15 protein-coding genes are annotated in these 18,272 nt (G+C 66.3%); 3 read left to right on the top strand and 12 right to left on the bottom strand.

Going from position 1 to position 18,272, the window contains the following annotated elements; translation table 11 throughout:
- Positions 1 to 132 precede the first annotated feature (132 nt).
- The 3 genes from ACFTSA_RS08945 to coaE all read right to left on the bottom strand — a co-directional run bounded on the left by ACFTSA_RS08945 (position 133) and on the right by coaE (position 4,815).
- On the bottom strand, positions 133 to 1,158 hold the full coding sequence (locus ACFTSA_RS08945) for a TerC family protein (protein WP_377950928.1): 1,026 nt from the start codon (positions 1,156 to 1,158) through the stop codon (positions 133 to 135).
- 241 nt (positions 1,159 to 1,399) lie between these two features.
- Positions 1,400 to 3,520, bottom strand: a complete 2,121-nt coding sequence (gene uvrB / locus ACFTSA_RS08940) for an excinuclease ABC subunit UvrB (RefSeq protein WP_377950927.1) — start codon at positions 3,518 to 3,520, stop codon at positions 1,400 to 1,402.
- Between the two features lie 59 nt (positions 3,521 to 3,579).
- A complete protein-coding gene (gene coaE / locus ACFTSA_RS08935) occupies positions 3,580 to 4,815 on the bottom strand; it encodes a dephospho-CoA kinase (protein WP_377950926.1) in 1,236 nt (411 codons plus the stop codon).
- Between the two features lie 89 nt (positions 4,816 to 4,904).
- Here coaE and ACFTSA_RS08930 point away from each other — a divergent pair, with 89 nt between their 5' ends.
- Together ACFTSA_RS08930 and ACFTSA_RS08925 are read left to right on the top strand one after the other, a co-directional pair.
- Positions 4,905 to 5,591 carry an IMPACT family protein gene (locus ACFTSA_RS08930; RefSeq protein WP_377950925.1) on the top strand — a complete coding sequence of 229 codons (687 nt, stop codon included), beginning with the start codon at positions 4,905 to 4,907 and terminating at the stop codon, positions 5,589 to 5,591.
- Positions 5,592 to 5,677: 86 nt separating this feature from the next.
- The gene (locus tag ACFTSA_RS08925) at positions 5,678 to 6,244 is read left to right on the top strand and encodes a type 1 glutamine amidotransferase domain-containing protein (RefSeq protein WP_377950924.1); all 567 of its coding nucleotides are present in this window, start codon (positions 5,678 to 5,680) and stop codon (positions 6,242 to 6,244) included.
- Positions 6,245 to 6,364: 120 nt separating this feature from the next.
- On the opposite strand, the gene rpsA is transcribed toward ACFTSA_RS08925, so the two are convergent.
- From rpsA to polA, 3 genes are all read right to left on the bottom strand, one after another.
- A complete protein-coding gene (rpsA, locus tag ACFTSA_RS08920; RefSeq protein WP_377950923.1) occupies positions 6,365 to 7,840 on the bottom strand; it encodes a 30S ribosomal protein S1 in 1,476 nt (491 codons plus the stop codon).
- A gap of 193 nt (positions 7,841 to 8,033) precedes the next feature.
- Positions 8,034 to 9,335 (bottom strand): GNAT family N-acetyltransferase, encoded by a 1,302-nt coding sequence (locus tag ACFTSA_RS08915; protein WP_377951129.1) that lies wholly within the window; start codon positions 9,333 to 9,335, stop codon positions 8,034 to 8,036.
- A gap of 105 nt (positions 9,336 to 9,440) precedes the next feature.
- Positions 9,441 to 12,077 (bottom strand): DNA polymerase I, encoded by a 2,637-nt coding sequence (polA, locus tag ACFTSA_RS08910; RefSeq protein ID WP_377951128.1) that lies wholly within the window; start codon positions 12,075 to 12,077, stop codon positions 9,441 to 9,443.
- 178 nt (positions 12,078 to 12,255) lie between these two features.
- Between polA and ACFTSA_RS08905 the strand changes: the two genes are divergently transcribed.
- Positions 12,256 to 12,768, top strand: a complete 513-nt coding sequence (locus ACFTSA_RS08905) for a hotdog fold thioesterase (protein WP_377950922.1) — start codon at positions 12,256 to 12,258, stop codon at positions 12,766 to 12,768.
- Between the two features lie 22 nt (positions 12,769 to 12,790).
- On the opposite strand, the gene ACFTSA_RS08900 is transcribed toward ACFTSA_RS08905, so the two are convergent.
- The 6 genes from ACFTSA_RS08900 to ACFTSA_RS08875 form a co-directional block, all read right to left on the bottom strand.
- The gene (locus ACFTSA_RS08900) at positions 12,791 to 13,345 is read right to left on the bottom strand and encodes a dihydrofolate reductase family protein (RefSeq protein ID WP_377950921.1); all 555 of its coding nucleotides are present in this window, start codon (positions 13,343 to 13,345) and stop codon (positions 12,791 to 12,793) included.
- Positions 13,346 to 13,424: 79 nt separating this feature from the next.
- Positions 13,425 to 13,646 carry a hypothetical protein gene (locus ACFTSA_RS08895; protein WP_331571387.1) on the bottom strand — a complete coding sequence of 74 codons (222 nt, stop codon included), beginning with the start codon at positions 13,644 to 13,646 and terminating at the stop codon, positions 13,425 to 13,427.
- On the bottom strand, positions 13,643 to 14,872 hold the full coding sequence (locus ACFTSA_RS08890; protein ID WP_377950920.1) for an anion permease: 1,230 nt from the start codon (positions 14,870 to 14,872) through the stop codon (positions 13,643 to 13,645). Before ACFTSA_RS08890 ends, ACFTSA_RS08895 begins: the two co-directional genes overlap by 4 nt.
- 188 nt (positions 14,873 to 15,060) lie before the next feature.
- Positions 15,061 to 15,579: an HAD domain-containing protein gene (locus ACFTSA_RS08885; protein WP_377950919.1), complete on the bottom strand. Its 519-nt coding sequence runs from the start codon at positions 15,577 to 15,579 to the stop codon at positions 15,061 to 15,063.
- 72 nt (positions 15,580 to 15,651) lie between these two features.
- Positions 15,652 to 16,902: an FAD-dependent oxidoreductase gene (locus ACFTSA_RS08880; RefSeq protein WP_377950918.1), complete on the bottom strand. Its 1,251-nt coding sequence runs from the start codon at positions 16,900 to 16,902 to the stop codon at positions 15,652 to 15,654.
- Positions 16,895 to 18,223 carry an MFS transporter gene (locus tag ACFTSA_RS08875; RefSeq protein WP_377950917.1) on the bottom strand — a complete coding sequence of 443 codons (1,329 nt, stop codon included), beginning with the start codon at positions 18,221 to 18,223 and terminating at the stop codon, positions 16,895 to 16,897. The genes ACFTSA_RS08880 and ACFTSA_RS08875 overlap by 8 nt, the downstream gene beginning before the upstream one ends.
- Between the last annotated feature and the right edge of the window lie 49 nt (positions 18,224 to 18,272).

Genomic DNA, 18,272 nt, shown 5'->3' with positions numbered 1-18,272 from the left:
AAAACGGGGAGTTGTGGGCATTACCTGCCAGTTCGCGCTTCGTACGCGCCAGACAGATCCGAAAACAGACAAAGCAACCCCGGCCACACCAGGTGGCCAGGGTTGCTTTCTGCTGAGACAGGCCGGTGGAACCTAGTCGACGTCGCTCAGGCTCTTCCGGGCATCCTCCTCGAGGCGGGCGTCCAGCTTGGCCTTCTGTGCACCGGAGCTCACCAGGCTGGCGATGACGGCGATGATGATGGTGCCGATGATGACGGCCAGCGAGACGTACGTCGGGATTTCCGGTGCCCACTCGATGTGGTGGCCGCCGTTGATAAACGGCAGTTCGTTGACGTGCATGGCGTGCAGGACCAGCTTCACGCCGATGAAGGCGAGGATGATGGACAGTGCATGCTTCAGGTAGATGAGGCGGTTCATCAGGCCGCCGAGCAGGAAGTACAGCTGCCGCAGGCCCATCAAGGCGAAGATGTTGGCCGTGAAGACGATGAAGGCGCTCTGCGTGAGGCCGAAGATGGCGGGGATGGAATCGACGGCGAACAACAGGTCCGTCATGCCGATCGTGATGAAGACGATCACCATCGGGGTGAAGACCTTCCGGCCGTCCACGGTGGTCCGCAGCTTGCCGCCGTCGAACTTCTCGGACATCGGGATCACCTTGCGGAGCTTGCCGATGAGGGCGTTTTCCTTGTCCTCTTCATCCTCGCCCTCGTCCTGGGCCTGCTTCCAGGCCGTCCAGAGGAGGAAGGCGCCGAAGATGTAGAAGACCCAGCTGAACTGCTCGATCACGATGGCGCCGAGCATGATGAAGATGCCGCGCAGGATCAGCGCGATGATGATGCCCACCATCAGCACTTCCTGCTGGTACTTACGGGGCACGGAGAAGCGGGCCATGATGATGATGAAGACGAACAGGTTGTCGATGCTGAGGCTGTACTCAGTCACCCAGCCGGCCACGAACTGGCTGCCGTACTCGGGTCCCGTGAACGCGAACATGGCCCCGGCGAACACGAGGGCCAGTGCCACATAGAAGGCCACCCAGAGGCCGGCTTCCTTCATGGACGGTTCGTGCGGACGGCGCAATACCAGAAGCAGGTCCATGAGGAGGATGATGCCGAGGACGACGAACGAGCCGACCTCGAACCAGACGGGAAGTTCCACAAAAATGCCTTTCGCAGGGTACAGAAAACCGGTGTAAGTCTCTCCGGCGAACCTGTGCACTTTGTGCTGATGTGGCTGCCCGCTACGCCCGGCAGGGCATCTGTGCCCTGCGTGTTGACGTTCGTAGCGCTTGGGATACTCCCCTACGTGAGCTCAACTTTACCCTAGAGGCGCAGGTAATCGCGCCAAGTGACGCCCGCTGCGCCACATGACTCCCCCGGTTTTAGGCGGCGCACCCGCGCTAGGCGTGCCCCGCCGACTGCATCTGGCGCAGTTCCTTCTTCAACTCGGCAACCTCGTCGCGGATCCGGGCCGCGACTTCGAACTGCAGCTCGGCGGCCGCTCCGTGCATCTGCTCGGTCAGCTGCTCGATCAGCCCCACCAGGTCCTCGGCAGGCGCCGCGGCCAGCCCGTCGGCGCGGACCATGGCCGCGCCCTTCTTGGCCCCCTTGCCGGTCTTGGCCGCCGAGGAAATACCGCGCTTGCCCTTGCCGTAGTCGAAGCTGCCCAACAGTGCATCGGTATCGGCGTCTTCCTTGGCCAGCTGGTCCGTGATGTCGGCGATCTTCTTCCGCAGCGGTTGCGGGTCGATTCCGTTTTCGGTGTTGTAGGCCACCTGGATGGCGCGGCGCCGGTTGGTTTCATCGATTGCGTGCGCCATGGAGTCGGTGATCCGGTCCGCGTACATGTGGACTTGGCCCGAGACGTTGCGCGCGGCACGGCCGATGGTCTGGATCAGCGACGTGGAGGAACGCAGGAAGCCTTCCTTGTCCGCGTCGAGGATGCTCACCAGGGAGACCTCCGGGAGGTCAAGGCCTTCCCGGAGCAGGTTGATGCCTACCAGGACGTCAAACGTGCCCATCCGGAGTTCGCGAAGCAGCTCAACACGCCGCAGCGTGTCGACGTCGGAGTGCAGGTACTCCACCTTGACGCCATGGCCGAGCAGGTAGTCGGTGAGGTCCTCCGCCATCCGCTTGGTGAGCGTGGTGACCAGGACGCGTTCATTCTTGTCAGTGCGGGTCTTGATCTCACCCAGAAGATCGTCGATCTGCCCCTTAGTGGGCTTGACCACCACCTCGGGGTCGATCAGTCCGGTGGGCCGGATTATCTGCTGGACGAAGCCATCCGCCTTGCCGAGCTCGTATTTGCCGGGCGTGGCGGACAAGTAGACGGTCTGGCCGGTGCGCTCCAGGAACTCGTCCCATTTCAACGGACGGTTATCCATGGCGGACGGCAGCCGGAAGCCGAAGTCCACAAGGTTCCGCTTGCGGGACATGTCACCCTCGTACATAGCCCCGATCTGCGGGACGGTGACGTGGGATTCATCGATCACCAGCAGGAAGTCGTCAGGGAAATAGTCAAGGAGGCAGTGCGGAGCCGTTCCGGGGTCACGGCCATCAATGTGTACTGAGTAATTCTCGATGCCGTTGCAGAAGCCCATCTGCTGCATCATCTCGAGGTCGTAGGTGGTGCGCATCCGCAGCCGCTGGGCTTCCACGAGCTTGTTCTGGCTTTCCAGGACCTTCAGCCGGTCGGCAAGTTCGTCTTCGATCCGCTTAATGGCACGCGCCATCCTCTCGGGTCCGGCCACATAGTGCGAAGCTGGGAACACATACATTTCCTCTTCGTCCCGGATCACTTCGCCGGTCAGCGGATGCAGGGTATGGATGTTCTCAATCTCATCCCCGAAAAACTCGATCCGGATGGCCAGTTCCTCATACATGGGAATGATTTCCACGGTGTCGCCGCGGACCCGGAACGTGCCGCGGTGGAAATCCATGTCGTTGCGGACGTACTGCATGGACACGAATTTGCGCAGCAGGTCATCGCGGTTCATCTCATCACCCTTGCGGAGGGTGACCATGCCGGCGATGTACTCTTCCGGCGTGCCCAGGCCGTAGATGCAGGACACGGTGGCCACCACGATGACGTCGCGGCGCGTGAGGAGCGCGTTGGTGGCGGAGTGCCGGAGCCGCTCCACTTCCTCATTGATGGAGGAGTCCTTCTCGATGAACGTGTCCGTCTGCGCGACGTACGCTTCAGGCTGGTAGTAGTCGTAGTACGAGACGAAGTACTCCACCGCATTGTTCGGCAGCAATTCACGGAACTCGTTGGCCAGTTGCGCCGCGAGGGTCTTGTTCTGCACCATCACCAGCGTGGGCCGCTGGACCTGCTCGATCAGCCAGGCGGTGGTGGCGCTCTTGCCGGTACCCGTGGCGCCGAGCAGGACCACGTCCTTTTCACCGTTCTTGATGCGTTCGGTGAGTTCGGCGATGGCCGCCGGCTGGTCACCTGCCGGCTTGAATTCGCTGATGACCTCAAAGGGCGCTACGACGCGGTTGATCTCCTGCGCAAGACTCATGCGTCTAATCTACCGCTGGCCACTGACAGGAACCTCTGATTCAGCTTTGGGCTGTACCGTCACCGTTGGCAGGCGTCGGCGGAGGTGGAAACGTACGACGGCGGCTGCCAGCCGCTGCTTTCGGCCCACCGTTCCATGCGGGGAACCGCCACCTCGCTGAACCAGGCTTCCTTACCCTCGGCGTAGCCTGCGGTGGAGTCGTCCGCAGCATGCAGGGCGGCCACACGCCGCTTCTCGGCGGCGTACTCCGACCGGGCGGCCGGATCGGCGCGGAGCCAGTCGCGGAAGCAGAGCGCAAAACGCCAACCCGGCGAGCCAGCCACCCGGACATGCAGATTCACCGGGCGTGCGGGATCGGCGTTGCCGTGCAGGCGCTTGGACCAGGCAGCGGGGCCGGGGCGCCCATGCGGGCTGTCCAACAGTATCCCGGGCCAGAGCGGGAACCCCGCGGCACCCAGCAGGGGCGCAATCCGGTCAGCTGTCGCGAGGTCGGCAACCGCGAGCTGCAGGTCAATGACGTCCTTCGCCTCCAGGCCGGGAACCGCCGTCGACCCGATGTGATCCACGGCCAGCACATCCTCCGGAGCGGCGGCCTTCAGCCGTTCGGCCAGGCCGGCAGCCTGGCGCGGCCAGTCGGAATCCGGGGCGGCGAGGACGGGCGCGCCGCTGCGGGCGGCCACGGCGCCCTGGCTGATATTCCGCGCGAAGGGTACGAGCCGTTCGTCCCACAGCCGGTCCACCGCGGCCAGCAGCTCTTCGCGCGTGCCGGTGTTGGTGAGGACCACGTCCGCTGCGGCGAGCCGGTCCTGCCTGGATGCCTGCGCGGCCATCCGTGAGCGGGCGTCCGCTTCCGTCATGCCACGGTCCCCGGTCATGCGCTGCAGCCGGACGTCCTCGGGCGCATCCACCACCAGCACAAGGTGGAAATTCGTCTGCTGTCCGGTTTCCACCAGGAGCGGGATGTCCTGCACCACCACGGCCTCCGCCGGTGCGGCCGCGATCACCGCCGCGGCGCGTTCGCGGACCAGCGGATGGATGATGCCATTGAGCTCCGCCCGCCGTTCGGGATGCTGGAACACGATGGCCCCGAGCCGTGGCCGGTCGAGCCGCCCCTCGCCGTCGAGGATCTCCGGGCCGAAAGCGTCCACGACCGCGGCCAAGCCCGGAGTGCCCGGTTCCACCACTTCCCGGGCGATCGCGTCGGCGTCGACGAGCACCGCCCCCAGCTCCGCCAGGCGTGTTGCCACCAGCGACTTCCCCGAGGCGATGCCGCCCGTCAACCCAATCTTCAGCACTCCCCAAGACTAATCCCCGCTGCCTCCCCAATCTCGCAAGCTCGCTTGGGGCCCCTCGGCAGCGTGGGCCCATGTCCTAGACTTGGGCGGTGCAAGAGCAAGACAGCAGGGCATCCGCGTACACCACGCTTGCCCCCGGGGGCGGCTTCCGCCACGAGATCGAGATCAAGCGCTCCCGGTTCATCACCGTGCTGCGCCGCGCGGCCACCGAAGAGGAGGCCCGCGCCCTGGTGTCCGAACTGCGCCGCGAGTTCCATGACGCCCGGCACCACTGCTCCGCCTTTGTGCTGGGGCCGGACCGGGACATCCAGCGTTCCAGCGACGACGGTGAACCGTCCGGCACCGCCGGGATCCCCATGCTGGAAGCCCTTCTCCGACGGGAAACCGCGCCCGGGGTGACGGACCTCAGCGACGTGAGTGCCGTCGTCGTGCGCTACTTTGGCGGGATCCTGCTGGGCGCCGGCGGACTGGTGCGCGCCTACTCTGATTCAATCTCGACGGCGCTGGAGCTGGCTCGGATGGTGCAGCGCCGGCGGCTGCGCATCTGTGCGGTGCGGGTACCGCACGCCGCGGCCGGGCGCCTGGAGAACGACCTTCGGAGCGCAGGCTATGCGATGGCCGGGACTGGCTACGAGGCCCAGTCCACGGTGCTGCGCCTGGCCCTGCCGGATGCGGCTGATGACCTGGCGGCGGCCGCGGACCGGCTGGCTGCAATGACCGCCGGGAGCGCGGCCCTCCAGCGCGAGGGCACGGAATGGATCGACATCCCGCGCTGACCTCCGGCAACAATAATCAGCTTGCTTATGACTTTCGGCTTTCCTAGGGTTGGACCTGTAAGGCATCACACGGAAAAGGAGGACGCATGTCAGAGCACGACATCACCGGTAAGAGGGTCGCCTTCCTGCTGACGGACGGCGTGGAGCAGGTTGAACTGACCAGCCCGTGGGACGCGGTCAAGAACGCCGGCGGCGAACCGGTCCTGGTGGCACCCAAGAGCGGCAAGCTCCAGGGTTTCAAGGGCGTGGAGAAGGGTGACACCTTCGACGTCGACCTGGTCCTGAAGGACGCCAACGCCTCGGACTTCCACGCCCTGGTGATTCCGGGCGGCGTGGTGAACGCCGACCACCTCAGGGTGGACAAGGACGCGCAGGCGTTTGCCCGCAGCTTCTTCGAACAGCACAAGCCGGTGGCGGCCATCTGCCACGGCCCGTGGCTACTGATCGATGCGGGCGTCGTCAAGGGCCGGAACCTCACCAGCTACCACACGCTGGCCACCGACCTTCGGAATGCCGGCGCCAACTGGAGCGACCAGGAAGTCGTGGTGGACCAGGGGTTCGTGACCAGCAGGAAGCCGGACGACCTCCCCGCATTCAACGACAAGGTGCTGGAGGAGATTGCCGAGGGCGAGCACGCCGGGCAGACCGCCTGACACCTCTACTCAACCGGCACAGCAAAGTGCCGGGGACTGAAAAGGTGGCCGCCCCCTTCCGGGGACGGCCACCTTTTTACTGCTGTACAGCTCTACTGGCTCTCAGCCAGTTCCGGGCAATTAGTTGCCGGTCAGCTTCTCGCGCAGAGCGGCAAGAGCCTCGTCCGAAGCAAGCGTGCCTGCGCCGGAATCGGTGGCAGCCGGCTCGGACGAGTAGCTGGTGGTGCCGGAGTCGCTCTCGCCGGACGTCGCAGCAGCGGCGTCGTCGGCAGCGTGCTGGGCAACCTGCTTCTTGTGTGCTTCCCAGCGGGTCTGGGCGTCAGCGTACTGCTGCTCCCAGGCTGCGCGCTGTGCCTCGTAGCCTTCAAGCCACTCGTTGGACTCGGGGTCGAAGCCCTCCGGGTACTTGTAGTTGCCCTCTTCGTCGTACTCTGCGGCCATGCCGTACAGAGCGGGATCGAACTCGGTGCTGTCGGCGTCAACGCCCTCGTTCGCCTGCTTGAGGGAGAGGGAGATGCGGCGGCGCTCGAGGTCGATGTCGATGACCTTGACGAACAGTTCGTCGCCAACGGAGACAACCTGCTCGGCCAGCTCAACGTGGCGGACAGCCAGCTCGGAGATGTGCACGAGGCCTTCGATGCCGTCTTCGACGCGAACGAACGCACCGAACGGAACGAGCTTGGTGACCTTACCCGGAACAACCTGGCCGAGGGCGTGGGTGCGGGCGAAGGTCTGCCACGGGTCTTCCTGGGTAGCCTTGAGCGACAGGGAGACACGCTCGCGGTCCAGATCCACTTCGAGGACCTCGACGGTGACTTCCTGGCCAACCTCGACAACCTCGGACGGGTGGTCGATGTGCTTCCAGGACAGCTCGGAAACGTGAACCAGGCCGTCTACGCCGCCCAGGTCCACGAAGGCACCGAAGTTGACGATGGAGGAAACGACGCCGGGACGGACCTGGCCCTTTTCCAGCTTGTTGAGGAAGGTGGAGCGGACCTCGGACTGGGTCTGCTCGAGCCATGCACGGCGGGACAGCACAACGTTGTTGCGGTTCTTGTCCAGCTCGATGATCTTGGCTTCGATCTGCTGACCGATGTACGGAGCCAGGTCGCGCACACGGCGCATCTCGACGAGGGATGCGGGCAGGAAGCCGCGCAGACCGATGTCGAGGATAAGACCACCCTTGACAACCTCGATGACGGTACCGGTGACAACACCGTCTTCTTCCTTGACCTTCTCGATGTCGCCCCAGGCACGCTCGTACTGAGCGCGCTTCTTGGAGAGGATCAGACGGCCTTCTTTGTCTTCCTTGGTGAGCACCAGGGCTTCGACCTGATCGCCAACGGAGACGACGTCTCCGGGGTCAACATCGTGCTTGATGGAAAGCTCGCGGGAGGGAATGACACCTTCGGTCTTGTAACCGATGTCGAGCAGAACTTCGTCGCGGTCGACCTTGACGACGGTACCTTCGACGAGGTCTCCGTCGTTGAAGTACTTGATGGTCGCGTCGACAGCTGCGAGGAAGTCCTCAGCGGTACCGATGTCGTTGATCGCGACTACGGGGGTACCGGGCTTCTCGGTGGAGGTGATGGTCATGTAGTAGGGGCTCCGTTGTGGATAGTTAGTCGGTCAGGCAAACCGCCGCGCCTGCGTTATGGAACGCAGGCGCAGGTGTGGGCACTCCGCAACGAAGTGCCTGGTCATCCTGATTTTGTGGATTGAAGAAAAAAACATGCACGTAGTACACGCCCGTTTATTCTAGTGGCAAGCGCCAACCGGGGTCAAAGCGCTAGAAATGCGTCAGGCAGTGTGGTGCCCGTTCGACGGCGAACATCCGGGCGGCCCGGAACGCGGCGCCCGGCGTGCACTCAGCGATACGCCCGGACCCTGCCAGCGTCACGGGGTTGACGCCGCCGAGGTAGATGGCGGACAGCGCCGCAACACCGAGTTCGAGGTCGGGAGTCGCGGAATCCGGCGTGCCGCCCGCCGCGGCTGTGACGACGGCGGTGCCACCGTCGACGTCCAAGGTGAAGGTGCCGCCGGTCAGGCCAAGGGGGTCGGCGACTTTCAGCACGAGCCGCCCGTCGGCCGGGTAGTGCCGGGCCTCGAGTGCCTGCTTCACGTCAAGGATCCGCAGCCAGAGCATGTCCCGGGCGGCCGAGGACTCCACGCAGCGCGCGTCCTCGAGGGCCCACCGCAGCGGATCATCCACCGGTGCTTCCTCCCAGGTGACGCGTTCCACGAGGTCGATGGCGGCCAGGTACTGCCACAGCTCGAGGTACGCCGCCCCGCTGGCCGCCACCAGGTCCACGACCTCCATGGTGTACGGGGCGCTGGACCAGCCGGCGAACCTGTACGAGACGTAACCGTCCACGTCGCCGCCGGGCCCGTAATGCAGCGCCACCTTGACCTTCGGGTCCTCGCCGCCGTCGCGGCTGACGGAACCGGAGGCGAACTGCCGGTAGAACTCATGCCGGCCGACCGATCCGGGCGTGCTGCGGTGCACCCGGTCGAAGATTTCCGGAGCCAGTTCCAGCAGCACCTTGGGGTCGGCAACCTCCACGCTGCCCTCGCGGGCGTGGTTGAGCAGAAAACGTCCGGTGGTGTCCACCTTCACGGCCTGCTCGGACGTTGCCACGCCGAACCCGAACCGGCCGTAGATCGAGGCCTCGGAGGCGGTGAGGGCTGCCATGGCGAGGCCCTCCGCCTTGGCCAGAGCGAGGTCCTCCCCCATCATGCGGCGCAGGAGCCCGCGGCGCCGGTGCGAGGTCCGGACGGTCACGGCGGTCACCAGCCGGGTATCCAGCAGCCGGCCAAATCCGATGTTCAAAGTCTTGGTCATGGTCCCGAAGGTGGCCACGGGAACACCGGCGCCGAGTGAATGCTCGGCAACAGTCCCAGTCTGGTAAACACCGGTCATGATGCGCCCGTCGGTGCGCTGCAGCTCGATGCTCTTGTCCACGCGCTCGTCGCTGCGCCGGGCTTCGTGGAAGCCGAAGGCTACCGCTCGCATCCACGCAACCGAGTCCGCGTAGGCAGGATCGTCCTTGGCCGCCGCTTGGAACCGGCGGATTTCATAGTCCACGCTCAGATTCGACACAACCCCGAGCCTAGCCAATGGACCCGCCGGCCCGCCACAGGCACGCTGAAGTGACTGTGGCGGCGGCCGAACCCCGGGCGGCTCAACCCGGTGAGGCTAGTGGCCTGCGTCGTACCAGCTGGTGCCCACGCCGATCTGCACCTCCAGCGGAACGGTGAGTTCCGCCGCGGCAGCCATCTGCTCCGTGACGAGCTTTTCAACGGCCTCACGTTCGCCCCTGGCAACTTCCAGGACGAGTTCGTCGTGGACCTGAAGGAGCATGCGCGACTTGAGTCCCTGCGCGGCCAGTTCCGAATGCACGCCCAGCATGGCGCGCTTGATGATGTCCGCGGCCGATCCCTGTATCGGCGAGTTGAGTGCGATGCGTTCGGCGTTCTCCCGCAGCTGCCGGTCCGTGCTGGTGAGGTCCGGCAGGTAGCGCCGCCGTCCTTCGATCGTGGCAGTGAAGCCGTCCACCCTGGCCTGGTCCACCACGCCGCGCAGGTAGTCGCGCACGGCGCCGAAACGGTCGAAGTAGTCCTTCATGAGGTTCCTGGCCTCGTCCACGGAGATCTCAAGCTGCTTGGACAGGCCGAAGGACGTCAGCCCGTAGGCCAGGCCGTAGGACATGGCCTTGACCTTGGAACGCATCGCGCTGGTGACCTCGGCCGGCGGCACGTGGAAGATGGACGAGCCGACGAAGCGGTGCAGGTCCTCCCCCTGGCGGTAGGCCTCGATCAGGCCGGCGTCGCCGGACAGGTGCGCCATGATGCGCATTTCGATCTGGGAGTAATCCGCGGACAGCAGGCACTCGTAGCCGTCGCTGACCACGAAGATGCCGCGGACACGGCGGCCTTCCTCACTGCGGATCGGGATGTTCTGCAGGTTGGGGTTGTTTGAGGAGATGCGCCCGGTGGCGGCCACGTTCTGGGCGTAGGTGGTGTGGATACGCCCGTCCTCCGCCACCGACTTCTTCAGCGTCTCCACCATCTGCCGCAGCTTGGCCGACTCACGGTGGGCCATGAGCTGGACCAGGAATTCGTGCCCGGTCTTCTCCAGCAGGTTCTTCAGGGATGCGGCGTCCGTGGTGTAGCCGGACTTGATCTTCTTGGTCTTGGGCAGCTGCAGCTCCTCGAAGAGGACGGTCTGCAGCTGCTTCGGCGAACCGAGGTTCACCTCGTGGCCGATCGCGGCGAACGCCCGTTCCTGGGCGTCGTCGATCACCCTGGCCAGATCCGCCAGCTGTTCGTCCATCAGCTCCATGGAGACGGCAATGCCGGTGGACTCCATGTCCGCGAGCACCCGGCTCACCGGCAGTTCCAGCGTGGCCAGCAGGTCCTCGGCTTTGCGCTCCTTCAGTTCCGATTCGAAGTAGCGGCTCAGTTTATGGACGACGGCGGCCACCTGGACCAGGGCGCCGGACGCCGCGGCGTCGTCGTCGAACGACAGCTCCAGCTGGCCCGCCTTGGCGGCCTCGGGCGTGATGTGGATGTTCAGGTGGAACTGGGCCAGTTCGCCCAGTTCGTAGGTGCGGCGGTCGGGCTGGATGAGGTAGCCGGAGATGGAGGTGTCGTCCACCACGCCTCCCAGGCCGAAGCCGCGGTTGCCCAGCGCTTTCAGCGCCGCCTTGTACCCGTGCATCACCTTCGGGGATTCCGCGTCCCGGAGCCACTGCGCCAGGATGTTTTCCGCCTCGGCGTCAAGCGTTGTGAGGTCCACGTACGCAGCGGCATCGTCCCGCACGATCGCGACGGCGTCCGCGTCCTCGCCGATCCGGCCGGGCAGCACGTCCACGGCCAGGGCAGAACGCTGCCCGGCACCGGCTTCAAGGAACGCCCGGAGCCCGTCCGCGTCGGTCAGCGCGGCGAAGTCCCGGGATTCCAGGGGCTCACGCTCGGGGACAGGCGCCTCGCTGGCGTACAGGTCGAAGAGCCGGGTTCGGATGGTCTTGAATTCAAGCTCGTCGAAGAGCTCCTCGAGCGCCTGCTGGTCCGGCCGCGGATCAGCCAGTTCATCCAGCGTCACCGGGAGGTCAAGGTCGGTGTGGAGCTGGTTCAGCTTGCGGTTGCGCTTGACGGCGTCCACGTTGGCGCGCAGCGCGTCCCCCACCTTTCCGCCGATGGCATCAAGGTGTTCCAGCACGCCCTCCAGGCCGCCGTAGAGGTTGATCCACTTGGCCGCCGTCTTGGGCCCGACGCCGGGAACGCCGGGCAGGTTGTCAGCGGTCTCGCCCACCAGGGCGGCGAGGTCGGAGTACCGGGAGGGGCTGACGAAGTACTTTTCCTCGACGGCGGTGGCGTCCATGCGCGGGATGTCGCTGACGCCCTTCTTCGGATACAGCACGAAGACGTTGTCGGTGATGAGCTGGAAGGCGTCACGGTCGCCGGAGACAAGCAGGACCTCGTAACCGGCCTTTTCGCCCATGGCCGCGAGCGTCGCCAGGATGTCATCCGCCTCGTAGCCGGGCATCTTGATGGTCTTGATGCCCCACGCGCCCATGACCTGGTCGATGAGGTCGATCTGGCCGCTCATCTCCCGGGGCGTCTCGTTGCGGCCGCCCTTGTACTCGCTGTACTCGGCCTTGCGGTGAGTGGTGTCATCGGAGACGTCGAACGCGACCGCGATGTGGGTGGGCTTTTGTTCCTTGATCAGGTTGATGAGCATGGATGTGAAGCCGTGGATCGCGTTGGTGTGCTGGCCCCGGGCGGTGGAGAATTTGTCGGCCGGAAGGGCAAAGAAGGCCCGGAAGGCCATGGAGTGGCCGTCCAGCACCAGAAGCCGGGGCTGCTCCGTCAGGGGGACGACGGGCGCCTCGGTGGCCGACACCGACGGGGCGTCGGTCGGGGACACGGCGATGTCCTCGAGGGTCTGGGTTGTGGACGGAATTGGGGCCGGTTTGGTTGTTTCACTCACAGGTGCCAGCCTAGTTGCCATGATGGACAATTTCACGCCCGGCCCTGCCGGTGAGGCCAGCCCCACAGGCATGGAGGCTGCAGCCAAAGCCGACTTCAGGGAAGAGCTGTTTGCCGCTGGCGTTCCGGAGCACCTCCACGACTGGCTTGCCGGGTATGGCATCGGCGCCCTCGTGGTGAAGATGGGGATCCGGTTCCTGGAGATGAGTCCGGAACGGTGCGTGGCCACGATGCCGGTGGAGGGGAACACGCAGGTGGCGGGCATCCTGCACGGCGGTGCGCACGTTGTGCTGGCCGAAACGCTGGGGTCGTTTGCCGCCGGGATGCATGCCGGTCCCGGCCGCCAGGCGCTGGGCATCGAGGTTGGCGCCACGCACCACCGGGCCGTGTCCGCCGGCACGGTGACCGGAACCTGCACGGCCATCCACCTGGGCCGCACGCTGGCTACCCACGAAATCGTGATGACCGACGAGCAGGGACGCCGGCTGTCCACGGCTCGCATCACCAACCTCATCCGGGACATCGGCCGGTAACGGCCGTCCGGGGGCAGCGCCGCTAAGCCTGGCGTTCGGGCCAGCGGTACCGGAGCTCTACGATCCCCCGCCCCTGGGGACGCGCCTCCTGCAGCTCAAGTGGCGCCGTCGGGCCCTGGGCGAGGGGAAGCAGCCGTTTTCCCCCGCCGAGCACCACCGGGATGACCGAGACGATCAGTTCGTCCAGCAGGCCGGCGCCGGCGAACTGGGCGGCGAGCTCGCCGCCGCCCACCATCCAGATGTTTTTGCCGCCGGCGTCACGCCGGACGTCGTCGATGAATTCGGTCACCTCGCCGCTCACGAACGTGATGTCGGCTCCGGGCGGGGTGCTGAACTCGTGGTGGGTGAAGATCCAGGTGGGCGTGCCGGGGTAGGGCCAGTTGCCAGGTTCATGCTCCATCAGCCACTCGTAGGTGGTCCCGCCCATGACCATGCAGCCGACGCCGGCCATGAAGGTTTCGTAGCTTTCCTTGCCGCCTTCGAAGCCGTCGAACTGCAGCAGCCAGGCGAGATCGTCGTCCGCGGTGGCGATGAAGCCGTCGAGGGAGGACGCAACGTAATACTGGACTCTGGGCATGGGCCCAGCCTAGCCACTCAGGTTCCCTCTTCCCAGAGGCGGCGAAGTTCCCGGGGGCGTCAGCGCCGGACCCGGCCGGCTAGCTGCTGAAGTACGGGATGATCAGGTAGAGACCGAACAGCACGGCGATGCCGCAAAGCCCGAAGCAGGCGTACGAGAGGTACCTGACCCACGCCGGGGCGACGACCTGGCGGTCACCGGCGATGGCGGTCAGCCGGACGCCGAGGGAATAGAGGACCACTACGGTCACGGCGGCGATCAGGGTGGCGCCGGCCACGGTGAGGAGTTCCAGCCACTTCATCGCTGCGGGCCCTTCGGGTTGTTGTTCTTCGCGCGCTCGGCGGCGCGTGCCCTGGCGAGGGCCTTTTTCTTCGCGAAGCGGACGGCCTGGCCGGCTTCTTCGACCTCAACGGCGTTGTGGTGGCCCACCTGGGACTTGCGCGACACCAGGAACATATACATGACGGCGCCGATGCCGGCCACGGCCGCAATCACAATACCGACAACCCCGGTCTTGACCAGCAGCGCAGTCAGGGCACCGACGATGCCTGCCGCCGGCAGCGTGAAGAGCCAGCCGAGGGCGATCCGGCCCACCATCCCCCAACGCACCGTGGTGCCCCGTCGGCCCATGCCGGAACCGATCACGGATCCGGAGGCCACCTGCGTGGTGGACAGGGCAAAGCCAAGGTGTGAGGAGGCCAGGATTGCTGACGCGGTGCTCGACTCGGCCGCGAAGCCCTGGGCGGGTTTCACTTCGGTGAGGCCGGCGCCCATGGTCCTGATGATCCGCCAGCCGCCGGCGTACGTTCCGACGGCGATGGCGAGGGCGCATGCGGTGATGACCCACAGCTGCGGGCCCGAGCCGGGCTGTTGCGTTCCAGCCGAGATGAGCACCAGGGTGATGATGCCCATCGTCTTCTGGGCGTCGTTGGTACCGTGGGCCAGTGCCACCAGGCTGGAGGTGAAGATCTGGCCGGTCCGGAAGCCGCCGCGCTTCTGCGTGAGCTTGCTGCCCGTCTCCGGATCGTGCCGGGACGTGAGCGCGTAAGCGATGCGGGTGCAGACGTAGGCCACAAGCCCGGCGATGACCGGGGCGAAAACGGCGGGCAGGATGACCTTCTGGAGCAACGTCTCAAGGTTGACGGAGTGGAAACCGATGCCAACGATCGCGGCGCCGATGAGCCCCCCGAACAGCGCGTGGGACGAACTGGAGGGCAGCCCCTTGAGCCAGGTGATCATGTTCCACAGAATGGCGCCCATCAGACCGGCGAAAATGATGTCCGGGGTGATCTGGACCCCGCCGGACCCCTCCCGGATGATGCCGCCTGAAACGGTTTTGGCGACTTCCGTGGACAGGAACGCCCCGACGAGGTTGAGCGCCGCCGCGAGGGCAACGGCAGTCTTCGGCTTGATGGCACCGGTGGCAATGGGGGTCGCCATAGCGTTCGCGGTGTCATGGAAACCGTTAGTGAAGTCGAAAAATAACGCCAGCGCAATGACCAGCGCCACCATGAAGGTGATGTCCACCTGTTGCCCAATCTGCAGAGTCTACGTACAGCAGTTCCACTTCCCCTGCCTGCACTGCACAGCATAGTTCACCCGATGTTTAAGAAAACGTCTGGAGGTGGGGGTAGCGGAGCTGCAGGGCGGGCTTGAAACCTTATCGATGGTACGCGCCCTGCAGGCGAGGTCCAACCTGCAACGCGTCGGCACTGTCACACCTGCCGGTCCTGGCGGCCGGCGAAGGCACGGATGGCTTCCAGGTCGCCCGGGGACAGGCCGGTCCGGGGATCCGGTGAGACCAGCAGGGCGCGGCGGCCAAGGATCCGTGCCCACGCCTGCGCGCGGCCCTCGAAGGCGAGCTGGTCGTCCACCCAGATGATCCGCTCCGGCGTGTTCCTGCCCACATCAGCCTGGATGGCCTCGAGCTTCCACCACTGTGCGCCGCTACCGGCCCCGTCTGAGGTCAGCACCGGCCATGAGGTTCCGTCCAGCCCGGTGACCGGGCAGAGCACGGCGGGCGCAAGTTCCTCCCAGCTCGTCAGCCAGACGAACCGGACCCCGGGCCGCAGCGCCAGCCTGTTCAGGTCAGCCACCAGCTCCGCCGCGTAGGCCACTTCCAGCATCCCGGCGTAGGCGTAGTGCCAGGCCGAGCCCCACGGCGTGGTGCCCGTGGGGCCGAACGGGCACACGACGCCGTCGACGTCCAGGTACAGCGTGACTGTATTCTCCACCCGGTTCCCTCACTGCCCGCGGCTCTGCGGCCAACGCTACAAACAGCGGGACGGGACGGGCAAGGGGTCCCGCTAGCCGGAAACCTTCTCCCGGGCAGCCGGCGCCGCTGCGGAGGGAACGCCGTCGCCGTCCTGGCCGTACAGCCAGTCGTTGTACTGGTAGTCGCCGTCCTTGCGGCTCTTGAAGAGCAGGTTCCGCAGTGTGCGGGCCAACCCGGAGACGTGCCAGGACTCGCCCCACACGCGGGCGGTGCGCTGCACCCGGGCCGTGCGTGTGGCACGGGTCGCGTTGAAGTTCCGGATCGCGGCGTCCCAGCCGCCGGCGTCGGCGCCGTCCGCCGTGAAGACGGTCCCGAGGCTGGCCTCCTGCAGCACGGCGGCGTCCTCCAGTGCCTGGCAGGCGCCCTGGGCGAGGTACTGCAGCATGGGGTGCGCGGCGTCGCCCATCAGGACCATCCTGCCGGCCACCCAGTTTTCGATGGGATCGCGGTCGTACATGGGCCAGCGGATGCCGGTGGCCAGGTTCTTCAATGCGTCACGGACCGCCGGCACACAGTTCCGGTAGGCGGCCTCGAGCTCGTCCACTCCCCCGTACTGTTCCTCGCCGCGTTCGAAGGATGCCGATTTGAAGACGGCCACCGTGTTGAGCAGCTCGCCCTTCCGCAGCGGGTACTGGACCAGGTGGCAGTCCGGGCCGAGATAGACGATCACGTCCTCGAGGTCACCCCGGGGCGTGTCCGCCGTGATGGGAACTGTTCCGCGGTAGGCAACGTACGACGACGACACCGGGCCGTCCTGCGCCACCTCACGGCGGAGCGTGGACTTGAGTCCGTCCGCCCCGAGGACGACGTCCGCCTCGTAGGTGGTCCCGTCCGCCGCCTGTGCGGTGGCGCGGCCGTTCGCGGTCCGGACGGTTTCGATCAGGACGTCGTTGACCAGTCGGACACCGGCGTCCCGGCAGGCGTCGAGGAGGATGCGGTGCAGGTCGCTGCGGTGGATGACGACGTAGGGGGCGCCGTAGCGCTCCTCGAAGCTGTCACCGAGCGACTGCCGGGTGAGTTCCTCGCCCGTCAGGGCGTCCCTGAAGACCAGGTGCCTGGGCCGGACACCGATCTCGAGCGCCTTCTCCAGCAAACCCCAGCGCTTGAGCACGCGGGAGGCGTTGGGTGCCATCTGCAGGCCCGCCCCGACCTCGCCGAACTCCGGCGCCCGTTCCAGCAGGGTGACCTCGGCGCCGTTCTCGCGCAGGGCGAGGGCGCCGGCAAGGCCGGCCATTCCGCCGCCGATCACCAGGACGTCGGTGGACGGATTCGGGTTAGACATTATTGACTCCTACGGGGGTTGAGTTTGTGCGGGTAGTTTTGGCGCCGACGGCGATCAGCAGGACTGCTGCGACGGCGGCTGCCCCGGCGAATGCCAGGAAGTTGGAGTTGACGCCCAGCCCGGCAGCCAGCAGCAGGCCTCCGGCCTGCGGGGCGGCCACCGCGCCGATCCTGCCCACGCCAAGGGCCCAGCCCAGGGCCGTCCCCCGCAGGTGGGCGGGGTAATGGCTGGCGACGGCGGCGATCACCAGGCATTGTGTCCCGTGTGTACCGACGCCGGCGAGGACCAGCATCAGGTACACAACGGTGACGGGCGGACCGGTGACGAGAACCAGGAGGGCGGCCGCGGCTACCGCCGCCGCCGCGACCGCCGTCGGAACGGGACCGAAGCGGGTGCCGGCCCAGGCCGTGGCCGCGGAACCGACGACGGCGCCGAGGTTCAGGGCCAGCGCGAAGGTGAGTGCGGAACCGAGGTTGTAGCCGGCCAGCTGCATCAGGTTGGGCAGCCAGGTGCCGAGGCCGTACCAGGCAAAGAGGGTCACCAGGGTGGCCACGGCATATAGGACGCTCACGCCCAGGTAGGGTGCCCGCAGCAGGGAACCGAAGCCTGCGCGCCGGTTTTCCGCGGCTGCGGGTCCGGCCGGCGACTGTGAGGGGCCGGTCCCTTTGACGCCTGCCGGCGGCAGGGTCTCCGGCAGGTAGCGCACACCCAGGGGGATGACGACCGCCAGGGCAACCACCGCCACGAGGAACATCACGGGCCAGCCGAAGGCCGGGATCAGCGGGATTCCGGCCAGCGCGGCCAGTGATCCGCCGATCGGCACGCCGGACATCATCAGGGTGGCGATGGTGGATCGCCATTTCGCCGGCACGAGTTCCGCCACGAGGGCGTTGGCCGAGGGCACCAGTCCACCGAGTCCGATGCCGGCCAGCAGCCGCAGCGCGCCGAAAATATAGGCGTTAGGGGCGAAGGCGCAGAGGATGGTGAAGACGGAGAACAGCACGGCGCAGCCGAGGATGGTGCGGCGGCGGCCCCAGGTGTCGGCCATCCGGCCCGCGAGGACGGCGCCGGTCATCATGCCCACGAACGCCATGGACCCTACCGTCCCGGCCGTGGCCTTCGTCAGTCCCCAGCCGGTGTCATTGATGAGGGCCGACTGGACGGTCCCGTAGACGATGAGGTCGTAGCCGTCGAAGACCACCAGCAGCCAGCAGACGAGCACGGCCAGGGCGGACTGTTTGGAAAACCGGGGCGCTGCCGGCGGAAGGGCTGGTCCGGGCGCGGGCCGCTCCATCGCGGCGGCGGAAGGTGTGTGATTCATGCCACCCACTCTCATGGCTGAGGCACTGGCCCTCCAATAGAATTCTGTT

Source organism: Arthrobacter sp. NPDC057013, from assembly GCF_042674585.1.
Classification (GTDB): domain Bacteria; phylum Actinomycetota; class Actinomycetes; order Actinomycetales; family Micrococcaceae; genus Arthrobacter.
The sequence above is the reverse complement of the archived record's forward strand: the minus strand, read 5'-3'. Positions and strand labels throughout refer to the sequence as shown.